The organism is Pyxidicoccus sp. M15 (assembly GCF_056858435.1).
Map to the genome: position 1 here is coordinate 1,674,740 of NZ_CM166495.1, position 18,154 is coordinate 1,692,893.

The window sequence follows — 18,154 nt, forward strand, 5'->3', positions numbered from 1 at the left end:
GAGCCTGCGATGAAGAAGAACAACCGCGACGAGAACTTCCTCCCCGAGCGCCGCACCTTCCTCAAGGCCGCCGCCGGCTTCATGGGCTCCACGCTGCTGGGCGGGCTGCCCTTCCGCGCCTTCGCCCAGGCCGCGGAGCTGGCCCCGGCGGACCGGTGCTTCGTCTTCGTGTACTTCAGCGGCGGCTGGGACCAGCTGCTCGCCTTCGACCCGCGAGATCCGGACGAGTTCAACGCCGACCGCGCGTCCGAGACGAAAATCCTCCCCGGCTACAACCTCATCAACGACTCGCGCTTCCCCACGCGCCCCATCCTCCCGAACGAGCGCTCCGGCGCGGGCCGGCCCAACATCGACTTCGGGCCCGCGGTGGGCGAGCGGCTGGCGTCGCACTACGACCTGATGACGGTGGTGCGCGGCATCAACATGAACACGCTGGGCCACGAGGTGGGCTACCGGTACTTCCTCACCGGCAAGCTCCCCATCGGCAGCGCCGCGCGCGGCTCTTCCACGGCCACGGAAATCGTGGGGCAGATGAAGCCGCGGGTGCCCATCGCGTCCATCTCCTACAACGTGGAGTCGTACAACGACCGCTACGGGGGCTACGCCAACGCGCTGCGCGTCAGCCGCCGCGACGACCTGCTCCTCACGCTGCGGCCGTCCTCCGCCAGCCAGCAGCTGGACAGCGAGCTGGAGAACCAGCTCATCGACTTCCGCGGCCAGCCCATCAACTGCGAGCAGGCGGCGTACGGTACGCGCGGCGTGGGCACCACCTACTCCAACAGCCGGGACCAGATGCAGCAGGTGCTGTCCAAGGGGCTGGAGAAGGCCTTCCAGTTCCAGGACACCACCAACCCGGAGATGGAGGCGGTGCGCACGCGCTACGGCCTGGCCACCACGGGCTCCATCGACAACGAGGCGGGCCGCGCCGCCACGGTGGCCACCGCGCTGAAGAAGGGCATCGCCCAGTGCGTCACCATCAACCTCACGGGCGGCCTGGACACGCACTTCGGCACCCAGCTCACCCACGCCAACAACCAGCGCCGCGGCTTCGACGCGCTCGCCAGCCTGGTGGACGACCTGCGCGCCAGCCCGCACCCGTCGGGTGGTAACTTCATGGACCACACCACCATCATGGTGTTCTCCGAGTTCGCCCGCACGCCGCTCATCAACGCCTCCGGTGGCAGGGACCACCACCTGTGCAGCTCCTGCCTCCTCATGGGCGCGGGCATCAAGCACAACTACGTCTTCGGCAAGAGCGGCGACATCGGCATGTCGCCGGGCACGTTCGATTTGCGCACCGGCGCCGCGGACCCGAACGGCTCCAACATCTTCCCCGAGCACGTCATCGCCACGGTGCTCGCCTCGGCGGGCCTCGACTACAGCATCACCCGCGTGGACCCCCTGCGTCCCATCCTCGCCTGAGCCGTCATCCGCATGCGTCCACATCCGAGGGCTTCCTCCTCCGTCGTCTCCCTCCTCCTCTCCGCCGCGCTGCTGAGCGCGTGCGGGGAGGGCTCCCTCCCGCTGGACCGGCCGAAGCCCACGGCCTTCCGTCCGGCGGAAGTCCCGGCGAAGGCGGAGCTGGCCTCCACGCCGGGCTTCGCCGACCAGTCCGGCGGAGGCGTCTTCGCCACCGCCTCGGGCTCGCTCGTGCGGCTGCGGCTGGACGGCTCGCTCGGCGCGCTGGAGCCGCACCCGGGCAACACCGTGGCGGCGGGCGCCGTGAGCGGCGTCTTCCGGATGGGGCCGCACAGCGCGGTGGTGGAGGCGCAGAACGGCCTCTTCGTCGCGGAGTCCGGCTGGCTCATCGCCCCGTCGTGGCGTGACGCGCTGGGCGCGGGCGTCACCGCCACCGCGCAGTCCGCGGACGGCGCGGGCTGGCTGGCCCACACCCGCGGCCTGTACCGCCTGCAGGAGGGCACGCTGGCCGCGCTGAAGGTGGGCGGCAGTCCCATCACCGGCATCACCGCGCTGGCGGCGGCGCCGACGACGGACGGCTCGCCCGGCGTCTGGTTCCTCCGCGACGGCACGCTGAACGTGGCGGTGGCCACCGGTGCCACCACGTACCAGGTGCGCGAGGCCCATGCGCCCCTGGACGAGGGCGAGGTGGTGGAGTCGCTCGTGGGCCTGGGCCCGGCGGTGGGCACCGCCGGTGAGCTGTGGCTGCTCACCAACCAGGGCCTGCTGCGCCGGGCGAGCTCCGGCTGGCGCCGCGTGGACCTGGGCGAGCGGCCGGTGCAGCTGCTCGCCTCGGGCCGCTTCCTCTGGGTGAAGTCCAGCGACTCGCTGCTCGTCTACGACGCGGACGCGAACACCTGGGGCGTGGCCACGGACCTGGACACGCGCGAGTTCCGCTTCCTCGCCGCGGACGAGGCCGGCACCGCGTGGGTGCAGCTGGGCGGCCAGTCGGTGGCGGTGAGCCGCGCGCCGGTGCCGCGCGTGTCCGGGCTGTACCAGGGCATGCAGGTGGTGGAGGACGGGCTGGTGGCGCACGCGGTGCTCCCGCCGGGCCCGCCCCCGGAGCGCCTCCTCTTCCAGCTCGACGGCACCGACGTGCCGACGTCGGGCCCGCAGTACAGCCTGGGCGGCTCGGAGGCGGACGGCACGCCCAGGGCGTACTCGCTGGCGGGCCTGTCCGCCGGGCGTCATGCGCTGGCCGTCGTCGCGCGCTTCGCGGACGGCACCGAGTCCAGGCGCACCGTGCCCTTCGAGTACCAGCCCCTGTCCGCGGAGGCGCTCGGCTGGGAGAAGGACATCCGCCCCATCCACGAGTCGCGCTGCGCGAAGTGCCACACCACCAGCCCCGGCCGGCCGCTCAACACCTACCAGCTGTGGAAGGCGAACGCGGCCATCATCACCGCCGCAGTGCGCGACAAGCGCATGCCCGCCGACGGGCCCCTGGACCCGCAGCTCATCACCCGCATCCAGCGCTGGGCCGCTTCCGGCACGCTGCCCTGAAGTGTCCGGAGCCGCTCCGGTGCAGCACCCCGTCGCACCCCCTCTTCGAGGCACCCCGACATGATTCGACTGACCCGCGCGGCCCCCCTCCTCGCGCTCCTCGCCTCCGCGTGCTCGGACGACCTGGACCCCGCGCGCGTGATTCCGCTGCCGCCCACGGTGGACCTGTGCACGGGCCTGCCGGCGCTCGCCCTCACCGCGGAGCCGGCGCGCGTGCGGGTGTCCGGCCCGGTGGCGCTGGTGGCGAAGGGCGGCAGCGGCCACTACCGCTTCCTGCTGGAGCCGGGCGGCTCGTCCGGCGCACTCATCGGCGACCGCTTCGTCGCGGGGCGCACGCCGGCCACCGACACGCTGGTGGTGGAGGACGCGAAGTGCCCCGGGGACGCACGCACCACGGTGTCGGTGGTGGCCGCCTTCGACGTCGCCCCCGCGCGCGCCGAGTTGCCGCCAGGGACCTCGTTCCAGATTGCCGTGAGCGGGGTGCTGGGCGCGCCCACGTACACCCTGACGCGCAGCGACTCCGGCGCCACCCTCACGCCCGAGGGCGTCTACACGGCCGGCACGCGCGAGGGGAGTGATTTGCTCACCGTGCGCGACGCGCAGACGGGGGACGAGGCACTGCTCCAGTACCAGGTCCGCGCGGGGGTGAAGCTCGCCGGGGACCCGCCGTTCCTCGCGGTGCCCTCCGGGGCCTCCGTGCCGCTGGCCACGCGCGGCGGCACGGACCGGGTGAGCTGGGCGAAGACGTCCGGCCCGGGCACGCTCGCGAACGGGCGGCTCTCCGTGGAGGCGGGCGCCACCGGCACGACGGTGCTGACGGCGACGGACCCCTTCACGAAGCAGACGGCGCGGGTGACCGTGCGCGTGCTGGACGAGCTGACCCGCCCCGGCGTGGCGCATGGCCGCCTCTCCGACGTGGCCAGCATGGTGACGGCGGACTTCGACGGGGACGGGACGCAGGACCTCGCGGTGGGCCAGCGCGAGAGTGATTTGGCCCGGCCCGCCGGCGGCGCCGTCTTCATCTTCAAGGGCGCGGCGGGCGGGCTGCCGTCGGCGCCCACGTGGGTGCTCACCGGCAGCTCGGACACGGCGGCCTTCGGTGACGCGCTCGCCGCGGGGGACCTGGACGGGGACGGACGGGCGGAGCTGGTGGTGTCCTCGCCGGGCGCGGACGTCGCCGTGAGCAACGCGGGCGCGGTGTACTTCTATACCTTCAAGGGCGGCACGCCGGCCCCGCTGCGCGAGGGGCTCACCGGCCTGCTCAAGGACGCCGCGTTCGGCGCGGGCATGTCCGTCGCGGACATGGATGGGGACGGAGACCTGGACCTGGTGGCGGGCGCGCCGCTGGGAGACCTGGCGCCCACGCAGGCCATCAACCGGCGCGGCACGGTGGACCTGTACCTCTCCGACAGCAAGAGCCCGGTGCCGGACCTGCCCGCCATCCGGCTGGGCGGCGCGGACCTGACGCGCGAGGGCGCGCTGGTGTCGCGCAGCAACTCGGACCTGGGGCGCGCGGTGGTGGCGGCGGACCTCAACGGGGACGGCCGCGTGGACCTGGCGGCGCTCGGCAAGGTGTCGCGCTACTCGGCCACGGACGGCTCCGTGTCGGGCTCGCAGGTGGCCATCTCCGTCTTCTTCGCGCGGCCGGAGGGCACGCGCTTCCGGGCCTCCCCGGACGTGTACCTGCTGCCCGCCAACACGGCGGACAGCAACGAGGGCACGTGGCGGCTGAGCGCCATTCCGGCAGAGGGCTCGCGGCCGGCGCTGCTGATGGCGGTGGCGGACCTGCTGGACTCGCCGGACCTGAGCACCAGCGGTGGCGTGAAGTCCGGCACTGACGCGGGCGGCGCGCTGCTGTTCGACTTGAGCGAGCGCCGGCCCTCGGGCGAGCCGCCGGCCACGCCCCCGCAGGTGAAGCGCGAGGAGGCCTTCGCCCGCATCTACGGCGACGCGGGTGGCATCAACGCGGGCCGCAGCCAGGCGGTGCTGGACGTGGACGGCGCGGCGGGGCCGGAGCTGCTGCTGGGCGCGCCGAAGGCGTCGGGCACGGCGCCCAACAACGCGCAGCGCTGGATTGGCAAGGTGCTGGTGTATCCGCTGGCCACGCTCGCCAAGGGCAGCGTCATCAACAAGCCGCTGGCCACGCTCAACGGCGCGGCGAAGTCGGACACGCTGGGCGCGGGCCTCGCGGCGTGGACGCTGCCGGACGGCCCGGTGCTGGTGGCCTTCTCGGGCCGCGCCTCGTCGGACCAGGGGGCCTTCACCGGCCGGGTGGAGCTGTACCGGCCCTCGGGCGCGTCGCTCGCCGAGTGGCCGCGCACCGGCATCATGGTGCCCACGAAGCCGAGCGTGGAGCGCTACGGCGAAGGTGTGGCCGTGGCGCGGGGGCCGGAGAACCGCGCCCTGACGGTGGTGGGCGCGCCGGGCTGGTCGGGCTCCGGCTCCAACGCGGACGGTGATGCGCTGTCCATCGGCCGCGCCTACGTGCACGACGCGGCGCAGCCGGCCGCGGCCCGCGTGGCGGAAGAGGGCGCGCCCTCGCCGCACAGGGCGGGCCGCGCCGTGGGCGCGGACGTGGCCTTCACCGACTTCAACGGCGACGGGCGGCAGGACCTGGTGGTGGGCGCGCCGAGCTTCTTCGTCACGGGCACGGGCACGACGGCCGGCAACACGGAGCTGACCAACACCTACGTCAGCGTCGACGCCGCGTGCGTCACCAGCGGCACCCTGAACGTGGGCGGCGTGCTGGTGTCGCTGGGGCAGACGGACGGCACCTTCAAGCCGGCCTACCGGCTGTGGGCGCCTTCACTGATTCCGGGCTGCACGCCGGAGTCCGACGCGCGGTGCAAGCGCACCGCCATCGGCCGCGGGCTGGTGGGCGGCTTCGACTTCAACGGCGACGGGAAGAAGGACCTCGGCGTGCTGCGCGACAAGGGCATGGAGGTGTTCCTGGGCCGCGCGCCGGAGGACGCGTCGCTGGCGAAGCTGACCATGGGGTGTGACCCCGTCTACTCGTGGCCGTCGATGAACATCCAGACGTCCGCGCCGGCGACGCTGGAGGACCTGAACGGGGACGGCTGCGACGAGCTGGCGTGGCGCTACGCGGAGGGCACGCGCTCCGGCGTGGCCATCCTCTTCGGCTACGACGCGGGCGGCACGCGCTGCGGTGGCCGCACCACGGCCACCGTGCTGCGGCTGGCCGGCGACAACGAAGCGCAGCTCAACAACCTGGGCCTGGGCGTGGCCGTGACGCGCGCGGGGAAGTTCCTCGACGACGCGCGCGACTTCGTGGCCGTCAGCGCCTCCAGCATCCCCTTCAACGGCGTGACGCAGCCGGTGGTGCTCCTCTTCGACAAGGCGGAGCTGCTCACGGAGATGAATGCCCGGCAGAGCGCCGGCAGGCCCCTGGTGATTGGCGCGCTGGGTGACGGCGTGGAGCCGGTGACGCTGGTGCACCGCACGCGCGCGGTGAGCTTCGGCACCTCGCTGGCGGGCGGCCGTGACGTGACGGGCGACGGCGTGCCGGACCTGCTGGTGGGCGCGCCGGGCGCGTCGGAGGCCTCGGATGGCGGCGGCGCCGTGTTCCTCTACGCGGGCGGAAAGACGCAGCTGGGCGCGCTTTCCCCGTTCCTCATGGTGGTGGGAGATGGAGCGGAGCGCAGTGCTCTCGGACAAGACCTGGGACTGATTCCGGGTTCCACCGGAGTTACGCCGATGCTCGTCATCGGAGCGCCTCGCAGCTACCGCACCGGAACGCAGAACGGCACGGCCTTCGCCCTTCCGCTCGCCTTCTGACGAGGCGGCCGTGACACCGTTGGTCTCCGCGAGGGAACGGGCCTATCATCGTTCCGTTCCAATCGCAGGAGTTCCATGTCACGGCAATCTGAGTGGGCGTTTGGGGAGCAGCGGGCGTGGGTGGAGGCTCCGGACATCCTCTGGGCGAAGTTCCGTGGCGCCATCACCTTGGAGACGTCGCAGTGGTCCTGCGCCGTCTACCGGGAGATGTCCACGTCGGGGCGCTTCTACCTCGCGGCGGACATCACCGGCTCGCACCTGAGCCCGGAGTCGCGCGGCTACCTCGTGGACCACGCGAAGCCGGACTGGTTTCGCGGCATCGTCTACATCGGCGCGGGGCTGGACCAGAAGGCCACCACCAAGAGCCTCATGGTGCGCTCCATGCTGAGCGGCGGCGAGCCGCTGGACGTGATGTACGTGGACACGCTGGAGCAGGCCCGCGCGTGGATTGAGCAGCACCGCGGGGCGCGGACGCGGCACGCCGGCTGACGCCTCAGCGCGAGGGCGCCTTCGACGCGGAAGGCGCGTCCGCGGGGATGAGGTTGGCGAGCGCGGCTCCGCCGAGGATGAGCGCGCCGCCGACGAGCAGCGACAGGGTGAGCGGCTCGTCGAGGAACACCACGCCCAGCACCACCGCCACCAGCGTGTCCAGCAGCGCCATGGCGCCGAGCGCCGCCAGGGAGATGCGCGGCAGGAGCCAGTAGAGGCACTGGTACGTGAGCACGGTGCCGCACAGCGCGAGGTACAGCACGGCGAGCACCGAGCGCGGGCTCCAGTGCGAGGGCTGGCCCGCCTCCAGCAGGAAGGACAGCACGAGCAGCGGGAGCGCGCTGCTGAACGTCTGGCCGAACACCAGCACGTGCGCGGGCACCTGGCCCATGTGCTTCTTGGCCAGCACGTTGGCCACGGCGATGACGGCCACGGACGCCAGGCACAGGAGGCACCCGAGCAGCAGGTGCCCCGACACCTCCAGCGTCCCCAGGCCGGAGTCCTGGAGCACCGCGACGCCCGCCACGCCCAGCCCCGCGGCCAGCAGCTTGCGGCCCGTGAGGTGCTGGTCCGGCATCATCACCCGGCCCACCAGCAGCAACCACATGGGGAAGGTGGAGAAGAGGAGCGCCGCCCAGCTGGAGGGAATCCACTGCTGCCCGACGAAGAGCAGGCCGAAGGGGATGGCAATCTGCAGCAGCCCCAGCCCCGCGATGCGCCACCCCATGCCCGGCCCGAGCGGCGCGCCGCGTGAGCGGGCGAAGGGCAGGAGCGCCAGCCCCGCCACCAGCATGCGGATGCCCACGAAGCGCAGCGGCGGCAGGTCCTGGAGGCCCACCTTCACCACCGACCACGTGGAGCCCCACAGCAGGAAGCAGGTGCAGTAGGCGAGGGCGACCTTCAGCGGGCCACCCGGCTTCACCGGACCTGTGACGGAGGCGGAGGACATGGGCGCGACGGAGTAACACGGCCGGATGCGCCCGTGTCACTTCGGGAGCGTCTGTGTGTCCTTCATGGCCTCGGCGAAGAGGTCTCCCACGGCATCCAGCCGCTTGCGCAGCGTCTTCAGGTTGAAGCGCGACGGGTCCAGCTTCTTCGTCACCTCGCTCCACTTCACCGGCGCGGAGAAGGGGGCGCGGTCCTTCGCGCGGAGCGAGTAGGGCGCCACCACCGTCTTGCCGCGCGCGTTCTGCCCCGCGTCCAGGTAGAGCCGTCCGCCGCGCTTGCTGATGGAGCGCTCCGTGGTGGCGATGTCGCCCAGGTCGGCCTCCAGCTCGGAGACGAGCCGGTCCGCGAAGGACTGCGTCCGCGCGTACGTGTGCCCCGGCGCCAGCGGCACCACCACGTGCAGGCCGCGCTTGCCGGACGTCTTCGGATGGCCGCGCAGCCCGTACGCCTCCAGCTTCTCGCGCAGCGCCAGGGCCACCGTCACCACGTCCGACCAGCCCCCCTTGCCCGGGTCCAGGTCGAGCACCAGCATGTCCGGCTGCGCCAGCTTCGGCGCCCGGCTCAGCCACATGTGCAGCGTCAGCGCGGATTGGTTCGCCAGCCACAGCAGCGCCTCTTCGTCCTTCACGTTGACGTGGCGGAGCGTCTTCTCCTCGTGGCGCACGCGCAGCGTGGGCAGCCACGCGGGCATGCCGGACATCTCGTGCCGGAAGAAGCCCGGCGCCTGGATTCCCGCCGGCCACTGCTGCATGGAGATGGGGCGGTCGGCGAGCACGGGCACCAGCAGCGGCGACACCTCGCGGTAGTACGCGAAGACGTCCGCCTTCGTGAGGCCGCTGTCCGGGAAGATGACGCGGTCGCCGTGCGTCAGCTTCGCGCGTCCCACGCTCGTCTCCGTCTCCTCGTCCTTCCCACGCACCGCCGCGGTACGCGCGGCCAGCGCCGTCGGCGCGCGTCGGACGCCCGTGGTGGCGCGCTCCTGCCTGCCGGCCGTACCGGCACGCTTCGTTCGCGCGCCTGCACGCGCCGCCCTCGGAGCGGCTGCCGACTTCTCCCCGCGGCCCGCCGTCCCAGCCGGCGCACCGCCTCGCGCCGCCTTCAGCGAGGTCACTGAGGCTGCCTTACGGCCCGCCGTGTCAGTCCGCACCGGACGAGCGCGCTTCGTCCTCGAGCTCTCCCCGCGGCCCGCCGTGCCCTCACGCACCGGGCGCACGTCGTTCCTGGCGGCATCCGGCAAGGCCTCCGCTTCGGCCCGCCGTGCCTTGCGCGCGACGGGGGCGGGCTTCTCGCGCACCACCTCCACCGGCTGCTTGTCGGTGCGCAGGCCCTGGTACACGGGGTGGCGCAGCCGCCCATCCTCCGTCCACTCGGTGAACTGCACCTGCGCCACGTGCTTCGGCTTCACCCACACCGCGCCCTTGCGAGGCTCCGCGTCCACCGCCATGGGCTGGCTCACGCGGTCCTTGTCGAGCAGCTCGCGCAGCCTGCGCCGGTCCTTCGTCGAGAAGCCCGTGCCCACCTTGCCCACGTCGTGGAAGCCCTCCTCGTCGTGGACGCCCACCAGCAGCGCGCCAATCTCCGTCTTCGCCCGCTCGTTCTGGATGGGCAGGTAGCCCAGGATGACCACCTCCTGGCCCGCCAGCACCTTCAGCTTCAGCCAGTCGCCGGAGCGGGTGCCCACGTACGCGGAGCCCTTCCGCTTCGCGATGAGCCCCTCCCACCCGCGTCGCTGCGCCGTGGACAGCGCGCGCGTCAGTGTCACGTCCAGCCGCTCCGAGAGCTGGAGCGGCGGCTTCACGCCCTTCAGCAGTTGCTCCAGCCGCTCGCGCCGCGCCTCCAGCGGCAGCCCGCGCAGGTCCTCACCGTCCAGCCAGAGCAGGTCGAAGATGACGTAGCGCAGCTCCACCCCGGACTGGTTCTGGAGCAACTGGAAGCGCGAGCGGCCCTTCGCATCCAGGGCGACGATTTCCCCGTCCACCACCGCGTCGTGCACGTCCAGCCCGCGCAGGGCCTCGGCGAGCGTGGGGAAGCGCACGGACAGGTCATTGCCCCGCCGGCTCCGGAAGACCAGCTTCCCGCCCACGAGCGAGGCCACCGCGCGGAAGCCGTCGTACTTCACCTCGTACATGTGCGTGGCATCGCTGGCCTCCTCCGGCACGGAGAGCGTCGCGAGCATGGGCGGCCAGACGCGCTCCATCAGCGCCACCGGCGTCCGGGCCGCCGCCTGCTTGCGCCTCTTCGCCGCGGGCTGCTTCTTCGCGCTCGGGCGTACGGCGGCTGCGGCCTTCCTCGCGCCGCGCTTCACCGGCCCGCGCGTCTCCACCTGGCCGCTCTTCACCGACTCCGGCCGCTCCTCGGTGACGTCGTAGGCCGGGTCCGCCGTCTCGTCCTTCGCCTTGAAGCACAGCCACTGCGTCTTCTTCCCGCTGCCGCGCAGGTGCGTGCGGATGAGGTGCCAGCGCCCCTTCAGCTTCTCGCCCTGGAGCTCCACGTGGAGCCGGCCCTGCTTGCGCTGGGCCTCGGCCTGGCCCGGAGGCACGGTGTCGAAGGTGCCGCGGTCCCACAGCAGCGAGTCCCCGCCGCCATACGCGTCATCCGGGATGTGGCCCTCGAAGCCGGCGTACGACAGCGGATGGTCCTCGGTCTCCACCGCGAGCCGCTTCTCGCCCGGGTCATAGCTGGGGCCCTTGGGAATGGCCCAGCTCGCGAGCACGCCGTCGATTTCGAGGCGCAGGTCGTAGTGCAGCCGGGTGGCGTCGTGCTTGTGCACCACGAAGATGGGGGCGCCATCAACGCGGGGCCGGGCTTCGACGTCGGGCGCCGGCTCGGGCGTGAGGTCGAAGTCTCGCTTGCTCCGGTAGGTCTTCAGGCGTGTGGTTGGGCGGCTCACGCCTCAACGTTTGGCATCCAGCCTGCGGGCGGCAAATCACGCGATGGAAGGAGTGGAGGAGGGGCACGCGCCCCGGGCCCCCACCCACTGTCCGGAGGGCCACCAGCCAACCGGGCCCCGCTGAGACCGGGCTCGGAGCGCGTGTCCGTGTCCACTGCTCACCCCTCACCTCTCAGGGTAGGGGCTCCGGCGCGTGATGCACGCGGCGCCTCCCGGCATGCCCGCGGGGGAAGCGGGCCCTGGCGGATGCCCTCGGGGGAGGGCGTGCGCATCCTCTGTGCCCGGAGGGTGCATGGGGTCCGAAGCCATTGGCTGGTTCAGCTCGTTCATCCTGGTGCTGACCATCGGCAAGCAGGTCTACAAACAGTGGAAGTCCGGCTCCAGCGAAGGTGTCTCCAAGTGGCTCTTCGTGGGGCAGATCACCGCCTCCACGGGCTTCACCATCTACAGCGTCATGGTGAACAACTGGGTGTTCGTGGTGACGAACGCGCTGCTGCTGCTGAGCGCCATCGTGGGCGTGTTCATCGTCCTCAAGCATCGTCGCGCGGAGCGCAGGCGCGGGGCCCCGCCAGCCGGCACGGAAGGCCGGGAGTCCACCCGGCCCGTCCATGCCTGAGGGCGCCCGGCTCCGGGAGGCCTGCCGTCCGGGCCTTCCGAGTGCCTGCCCGCATGCCCTCGGGCCGGGCAGGGGCCGAGCCCCGGGGGCGGCTTGGCCGTCGGGAAGGGCCATCTCACATTGCCCGAGGTCCCCGTTCGAGGAGGTCGACATGGCCGAGAATTCCGCAGTCGCGAAGCTTCGCAGCCTGGCCCAGCTCGACGCGGACGCGGTGGGGGCGTACGACGCCGCGCTGTCCCGCATCCCGGAGGCCCTGGTGCGCGAGCGGCTCAACGCGTACCGCATCGACCACATGCGGCACGTGCAGGACCTCAACCTCCTCATCACCCGCCTTGGCGGCGAGCCCGTGGACCTGCGCCCGGACCTCAAGGGCGCCGCGATGAAGAGCCTGACGGCGATGACCAGCATGATGGGCACCGAGGCCGCGCTGGTGGCGATGATGGGCAACGAGGAGTTCACCAACCGCGCCTACGAGGTCGCCCTGCGCTTCGACTGGACTCCGGAGGTCCGCGCCCTCATCGAGAAGCACCGCGAGGACGAGCGCCGCCACGTCATCTGGATTCGCGAGGCCGTCCGCAGCCGCCCCTGGGAGAAGGACCGCGCGGCTGTCATCGCCCACGGCTCCGAAGCCCAGGCCTGAGGCAGCCTCCGACCTCCAGCCGATATGCCAGGGCCATGCCTGCGTTACCCTTCCGGGACTTTGCTCTCGGGAGGGGCGGCATGCGCTCGGCGGTATACGCGGTCGTGGCACTGGCATGGGTGATGGTGGGCTGCGCGGCCCATCGCAGTGAGCTGGAAATCCCCGACCGGGAGGCCATCTATGAGCGGCCCCTGGAGGAGATGTGGCCAGAGGTACGCACCTTCTTCACGGAGAACAACCTGCCCTTCCGTGAGGACAAGGGCAGCATGGTGCTCCAGACGGAGTGGCGGCAGGAGTTCGGTGGCTCGAAGATTTCGGGCTACTGGCACCGCTACATGGTGCTGGGCAAGCGCGAGTCCCCCACGCAGAGCAAGCTGTGGATCATCCGCATCACCAAGAGCGCGAACAAGACGCTGTCCAGGGCCGGGAAGGAGCTCGACTGGGGCGTCAGCCGGGCCGTCGGAGGACCTGATGGAGACGGCAGCGTCCTGAGCGTCGAGGACATGGAGGCCTACTTCGACGCGCCGCAGGGGGAGAACTCCTTCTACGCGGAGTCGGGCCAGGGCAACCGGGACCTGGTGATGGAGTGGAAGGTGTTCCGCGGCATCTCCCCCAAGCTGATGAAGGAGGAGAACGCCCCGAAGCCGGTGCGCGTGGCCAAGGCTCCGGACGCGAAGCAGGCGCCCAATGCCATGGACATCGAGTGCGGGCTGCCCATCATCGGCCTGGCGAAGCAGGTGAAGAAGGGCGGGGTGCTGCTGCTCGGAGAGATGCACGGCACGCAGGAGGTGCCGCGCTTCCTGGCGCAGACGGTGTGCCAGACGACGGTGGCGGGCACGCCGGTGACGGTGGGGCTGGAGCTGCCGCTGGAGAACCAGACGCGCGTGGACGCGTTCCTGGAGAGCGCCGGCACCGAGGAGGACTGGCTGAAGCTGATGGAGGCGCCCTTCTGGCGCAGCCCGTACCCGGACGGCCGCAGCAGCGAGGCGGTGGCGAACATGCTGGAGCAGCTGCGCCAGCTGCGCTCGCGCGGGCTGGACGTGGAGGCGTTCGTCTTCGACCACCCGAAGGCGCAGGGCCAGGAGCGTGAGAAGGCGATGGCCGCCACGGTGAAGCACCAGGTGGAGTCGGCGAAGGACCGCTTCTACGTGGTGCTGTCCGGCAACATCCACGCGCGCAAGAAGGCGGGGCTGCCGTGGGACAGGAAGTACCGCCCCATGGGCCTGCTGCTGAAGGACGGGCTGGACGAGGTCGCCGCGCTGGACATGGCGTACGACAGCGGCTCGGCGTGGATCTGCGCGGTGGACAGCAAGGGCGTGAAGGACCGGCTGGACTGCGGCATCCGCAACGCGAAGGGCAAGGACAACGGCGACCGCTTCTTCATGCACCAGTGGGATGGCACGAGCGACGCGGGCTACGACGGCGTCTTCTACGTGGGCCCGGTGAATGCGTCCGCACCCGCGGTGCACAAGGGGATGGGGCGCCCGGGCGAGGATGACAACTCGGCGCATCCGCTGAAGGACGAGGGCTCCTCGTTCGCGTCCATGCCTTGACGGTGGCACGCGGCGGGTGGCTCCGCCGCTGCTGCGGCTCCCGGTCGGCTGGCATACGCTGACCGGGTGAGCGAAACCATCGTCTACCAGCCGGACCTCCTCTACACCGGGGGCCGGTTCCAAGAAGGACGCGCCCTGGGCGTGAGCGCGGACGGCCTCGTCCTTCATGAGGGCCCCGTGCCCGCCGGGGCGCGCACCGTCCGGCTGCCGGGGCGCGCGCTGCTGCCGGGGCTCGTCAACGGCCACTCGCACGCCTTCCAGCGCCTCATCCGCGGCCGCACGGAGTACGTGGCCTCCGGCCGCGAGGCGGATGACTTCTGGAGCTGGCGCGAGGCCATGTACCGCGCCGCCGAGTCGCTGGGCCCGGAGGACGTGTACACCGCCTCGCGGCAGGCCTTCGTGGAGATGGCCCTGGCCGGCATCACCACCGTGGGCGAGTTCCACTACCTCCACCACCAGGCGGATGGCACCCCATACGCGGACCGCAACACGCTGGCGCACGCCGTCATCCGCGCCGCCAGGGACGTGGGCCTGCGCATCTGCCTGTTGCGCGTGGGCTACGCGCGCGCCGGCTTCAACGTCCCGGCGAATCCGCGCCAGCGGCGCTTCATCGACAGGGACGTGGACGGCTTCCTCGCCTCGGCGGAGTCGCTCGCGCACGAGCTGCGCGACGACGCGGCGGTCAGCGTGGGCCTCGCCCCGCACAGCGTGCGCGCGGTGACGCGCGAGTGGCTGGCCTCGGTCGCCAGTGCTTCCTCCCGGAGCGGGCCCGTGCACATGCACGTGGCGGAGCAGCCGAAGGAAATCGAGGCATGCCTCGCCGAGCATGGCCGGCGTCCGGTGGAGCTGCTGGCGGACCTGGGGCTGCTCGGCCCGCGCTTCACCGCCGTGCACGGCGTGCACCTGACGGACGCGGAGGTGGCGCTGCTGGGCGGGGCGCAGGCGACGGTGTGCGCGTGTCCCTCCACCGAGCGCAACCTGGGCGACGGCATCGTCCCCGCGGACGCGCTGGTGCGGGCGGGGGCGCGCATCAGCCTCGGCTCGGACAGCCAGGCCACGGTGGACCTGCTGGACGAGGCGCGGCAGCTGGAGGGCCACCTGCGGCTGGCGCGGCTGCGGCGCGCGGTGCTGGACCCGGGCCGGGGGCAGATGGACGGCCTGGCGGCGCGGCTGCTGGACATGGCCACCGCCCAGGGCGCGCACAGCCTGGGCCTGGCCACGGGCACCCTGGAGCCGGGCAGGCCCGCTGACTTCTTCACGGTGGACCTGCACCACCCGTCGCTCACCGGCGCGAGCGGGGAGTCGCTGCTCGCCGCCATCGTCTTCGGCGCGGACAAGGCGGCGGTGCGCGAGGTGGCGGTGGCCGGGCGCGTGGTGGTGCGGGACGGCCGTCACCCGCTCGCGGAGGAGAGCGGCCGCGCCTTCCACGCGCTGTCGCGCGCGCTGTACCCGTAAGGCGTAAGGCCCCCGCCGCGCCGATATGCCCCCGTGAAGTGCTGCGTTTGTTGCGCGGGGGACGTCAGAAGCGGAGGGGCGAATGCGCTCGAGGATGTATGCGGCGGTGATGTTGATGCTTGCCCTGGCGGGCTGTGCGGCTCGCCAGGGGGACCTGGACCTTCCGGACCGGGAGGCCATCTATGACAGGCCGTTGGAGGAGGTCTGGCCGGAGGTCCGCCAGTTCTTCACCGACAGCAACCTGCCCTTCCGCGAGGACAGGGGCAGCAACGTGCTCCAGACGGAGTGGCGCGAGGAGTTCGGCGGCTCGAAGGTGTCGGGCTACTGGCACCGCTACCTCGTGCTGGGCAAGCGCGAGTCGCCCACGAAGAGCAAGCTGTGGGTCGTCCGCATCACCAAGAGCGCGAACAAGGCGCTGTCCCTGGCGGGCAAGGAGCTGGACTGGGGTGTCAACCGCACCCTGGGGGCGCCTGGCGGCGGAGGAAGCGAGAACGGGGGGGCCCCGTCTAGCGGCGAGTTCTCCCAGCCGCTCACGAGCCCCGAGGACTGGGAGGAGATGCTGGATGCGCCGAAGGGAGAGAACTCCTTCTTCGCGGAGTCCGCGCAGGGCACGCGCGACCTGACCATGGAGTGGAAGGTGTTCCGCTCCGTCGCGCCGAAGCTGGCGAAGGCGGAGAACGCGCCGAAGCCGGTGCGGGTGGCGAAGGCGCCGGAGGCGAAGCAGGCGCCCGGTGCCGAGGCCATGGAGTGCGGGCTGCCCATCATCGGCCTGGGCAAGCAGGTGAAGAAGGGCGGAGTGCTGCTGCTGGGAGAGCTGCACGGCACGCAGGAGGTGCCGCGCTTCCTGGCGCAGGCGTCCTGCCAGTCGGTGGTGGCGGGCACGCCGGTGACGGTGGGGCTGGAGCTGCCGGTGGAGAGCCAGGACCGCGTGGCGGGCTTCCTCACCAGCGAGGGCACGGACGCGGACTGGCTGAAGCTGATGGACGCGCCCTTCTGGCGCAGCCCGTACCCCGACGGGCGGAGCAGCGAGGCGATGGCGAACATGCTGGAGCAGCTGCGCCAGCTCCGGGTCCGCGGCCTGGACGTGGAGGTCTTCGTCTTCGACCACCCGAAGCTCCAGGGACAGGTGCGGGAGGAGGCCATGGCGGCCACGGTGATGTCGCGCGTGAAGCACGCGCCGGACCGCTTCTTCCTCGTGGTCAGCGGCAACATCCACCCGCGCACGAAGCCCGGGCTGCCGTGGAACGGGAAGTACCAGCCCATGGGCCTGCTGCTGTCCAAGCACGTGAAGGGCGTGGTGGCGCTGGACATGGCGTATGACAGCGGCTCGGCGTGGATCTGCGCCGTGGACAGCAAGGGCGTGAAGGACCGGCTGGACTGCGGGGTGCGCGAGGCGAAGGGCCGGGACAACGGCGACCGCTTCTTCGTCCACCTGTGGGGTGGGGCGAACGACGCGGGCTACCACGGGGTCTTCTACGTGGGGCCGGTGAGCGCGTCCGCGCCCGCGGTGTTCAAGGGCCTGGGCCGCCCGGGCGAGGACGAGGACTCCATGCACCCGGTGCCCGTGCACCCGGTGGCATCCGTCCGCTGAAAGGGCAGGGGGCCTCCAGGGGCTGGCGCGCGGTGCCGGGCGGTGGCATGACGCGGCTCCTGGAGGTCGTCCCCCATGAGCGACACGCTGCCCGCGCTGCGAGCCACCCTGACAGAGTTGGTGGCCATGGACACCACGTCCGCCCGTCCCAACGCCCCGCTGGTGGACTACGCGCAGGCGAAGCTGGAGGCCGCGGGCTTCACCGCCGAGCGCCAGCGCTACACCGACGACGCGGGCGTGGAGAAGGTGAACCTCGTCGCGGTGAAGGGCGGCTCCGGCTCCGGCCGCGCCGAGCTGGCGCTGGTGGGGCACACCGACTGCGTGCCGTATGACCCGGCGTGGAAGGACGCGCTGCGGCTGACGGAGAAGGAGGGGAAGCTCTACGCGCGCGGCGCGTGTGACACCAAGGGCTTCATCGCCTGCGCGCTGCACGCGGCCCTCAAGGCCGAGCGCGTGCGGGCCCCGCTGATGGTGGTGCTCACCGCCGACGAGGAGGTGGGCCTCGTGGGCGCGAAGAAGCTGGTGGAGGCGGGCCTGGGCCGCGCGCGCCACGCGATTGTCGGCGAGCCCACCCGGCTCACCCCGGTGCGCGCGAACAAGGGCTACTGCCTGGCGGAGGTGGAGGTGCTGGGCAAGGAGGGCCACAGCGCGTACCCGGAGTCGGGTGCGTCGGCCATCTTCCGCGCCGGGCGCTTCCTCCAGCGGCTGGAGCACCTGGCCACCACGGTGCTGCGCGATGAGCGCGACGAGGGCTTCCAGCCGCCCTTCACCACGGTGAATGTCGGCGTCATCCAGGGCGGCAAGGCGAAGAACATCATCCCCGGCGCGTGCCGCTTCATCGTCGAGTGGCGCCCCATCCCCGGCCAGCCGACGGAGCGGGTGCCTCAGTTGCTGGAGTCCATCCGCCAGGAGCTGGTGCGGGACGAGCCCGCCTTCGAGGCGCACATCCGGGTGGTGCGCACGGACCGGGGTGTGAATACGCGGGCGGACGCGGAGGTGGTGCGCTTCCTGGCCGAGGCCAGCGGCAACGCGTCCACCACGGTGTCCTTCGGCACGGAGGCCCCGCAGATGACGGAGCTGGGCGCCGAGGCCGTGGTGTTCGGCCCCGGCGACATCCGCGTGGCGCACCAGACGGGGGAGTACGTCCCCGTGGAAGACCTGGTGCGCTGCGAGGCCGCGCTGTCACGCGCCGTGGCGCACTTCTGCGGCGCGCGCTGAG

12 protein-coding genes are annotated in these 18,154 nt (G+C 72.1%); 10 read left to right on the forward strand and 2 right to left on the reverse strand.

Annotation, left to right across the window (positions count from 1 at the left end; translation table 11 throughout):
• Positions 1 to 9: 9 nt before the first annotated feature.
• The 4 genes from ACX9TP_RS06660 to ACX9TP_RS06675 all read left to right on the forward strand — a co-directional run bounded on the left by ACX9TP_RS06660 (position 10) and on the right by ACX9TP_RS06675 (position 7,242).
• Positions 10 to 1,422, forward strand: coding sequence for a DUF1501 domain-containing protein (locus ACX9TP_RS06660; protein ID WP_482978878.1), 1,413 nt, complete (start codon positions 10 to 12; stop codon positions 1,420 to 1,422).
• 12 nt (positions 1,423 to 1,434) lie between these two features.
• Entirely contained in the window at positions 1,435 to 2,958 is a 1,524-nt protein-coding gene (locus tag ACX9TP_RS06665; RefSeq protein WP_482978879.1) for a hypothetical protein, read from the forward strand.
• Between the two features lie 60 nt (positions 2,959 to 3,018).
• A complete protein-coding gene (locus ACX9TP_RS06670) occupies positions 3,019 to 6,753 on the forward strand; it encodes an FG-GAP-like repeat-containing protein (protein ID WP_482978880.1) in 3,735 nt (1,244 codons plus the stop codon).
• Between the two features lie 75 nt (positions 6,754 to 6,828).
• Positions 6,829 to 7,242 carry a hypothetical protein gene (locus ACX9TP_RS06675; RefSeq protein WP_482978881.1) on the forward strand — a complete coding sequence of 138 codons (414 nt, stop codon included), beginning with the start codon at positions 6,829 to 6,831 and terminating at the stop codon, positions 7,240 to 7,242.
• A 4-nt stretch (positions 7,243 to 7,246) separates the two neighbouring features.
• On the opposite strand, the gene ACX9TP_RS06680 is transcribed toward ACX9TP_RS06675, so the two are convergent.
• Positions 7,247 to 8,191, reverse strand: coding sequence for a DMT family transporter (locus tag ACX9TP_RS06680; protein ID WP_482978882.1), 945 nt, complete (start codon positions 8,189 to 8,191; stop codon positions 7,247 to 7,249).
• Positions 8,192 to 8,227: 36 nt separating this feature from the next.
• Positions 8,228 to 11,080 carry a non-homologous end-joining DNA ligase gene (gene ligD, locus ACX9TP_RS06685; RefSeq protein ID WP_482978883.1) on the reverse strand — a complete coding sequence of 951 codons (2,853 nt, stop codon included), beginning with the start codon at positions 11,078 to 11,080 and terminating at the stop codon, positions 8,228 to 8,230.
• Positions 11,081 to 11,372: 292 nt separating this feature from the next.
• On the opposite strand from ligD, the gene ACX9TP_RS06690 reads away from it, so the two are divergent.
• From ACX9TP_RS06690 to argE, 6 genes are all read left to right on the forward strand, one after another.
• On the forward strand, positions 11,373 to 11,696 hold the full coding sequence (locus ACX9TP_RS06690; protein WP_482978884.1) for a SemiSWEET family sugar transporter: 324 nt from the start codon (positions 11,373 to 11,375) through the stop codon (positions 11,694 to 11,696).
• A gap of 151 nt (positions 11,697 to 11,847) precedes the next feature.
• The gene (locus ACX9TP_RS06695; protein WP_482978885.1) at positions 11,848 to 12,336 is read left to right on the forward strand and encodes a ferritin-like domain-containing protein; all 489 of its coding nucleotides are present in this window, start codon (positions 11,848 to 11,850) and stop codon (positions 12,334 to 12,336) included.
• Between the two features lie 80 nt (positions 12,337 to 12,416).
• A complete protein-coding gene (locus ACX9TP_RS06700) occupies positions 12,417 to 13,889 on the forward strand; it encodes a hypothetical protein (RefSeq protein ID WP_482978886.1) in 1,473 nt (490 codons plus the stop codon).
• A 66-nt stretch (positions 13,890 to 13,955) separates the two neighbouring features.
• The gene (hutF, locus tag ACX9TP_RS06705) at positions 13,956 to 15,344 is read left to right on the forward strand and encodes a formimidoylglutamate deiminase (RefSeq protein ID WP_482978887.1); all 1,389 of its coding nucleotides are present in this window, start codon (positions 13,956 to 13,958) and stop codon (positions 15,342 to 15,344) included.
• 82 nt (positions 15,345 to 15,426) lie between these two features.
• On the forward strand, positions 15,427 to 16,935 hold the full coding sequence (locus tag ACX9TP_RS06710; RefSeq protein ID WP_482978888.1) for a hypothetical protein: 1,509 nt from the start codon (positions 15,427 to 15,429) through the stop codon (positions 16,933 to 16,935).
• Between the two features lie 75 nt (positions 16,936 to 17,010).
• Positions 17,011 to 18,153, forward strand: a complete 1,143-nt coding sequence (gene argE, locus ACX9TP_RS06715; RefSeq protein WP_482978889.1) for an acetylornithine deacetylase — start codon at positions 17,011 to 17,013, stop codon at positions 18,151 to 18,153.
• Position 18,154 lies beyond the last annotated feature (1 nt).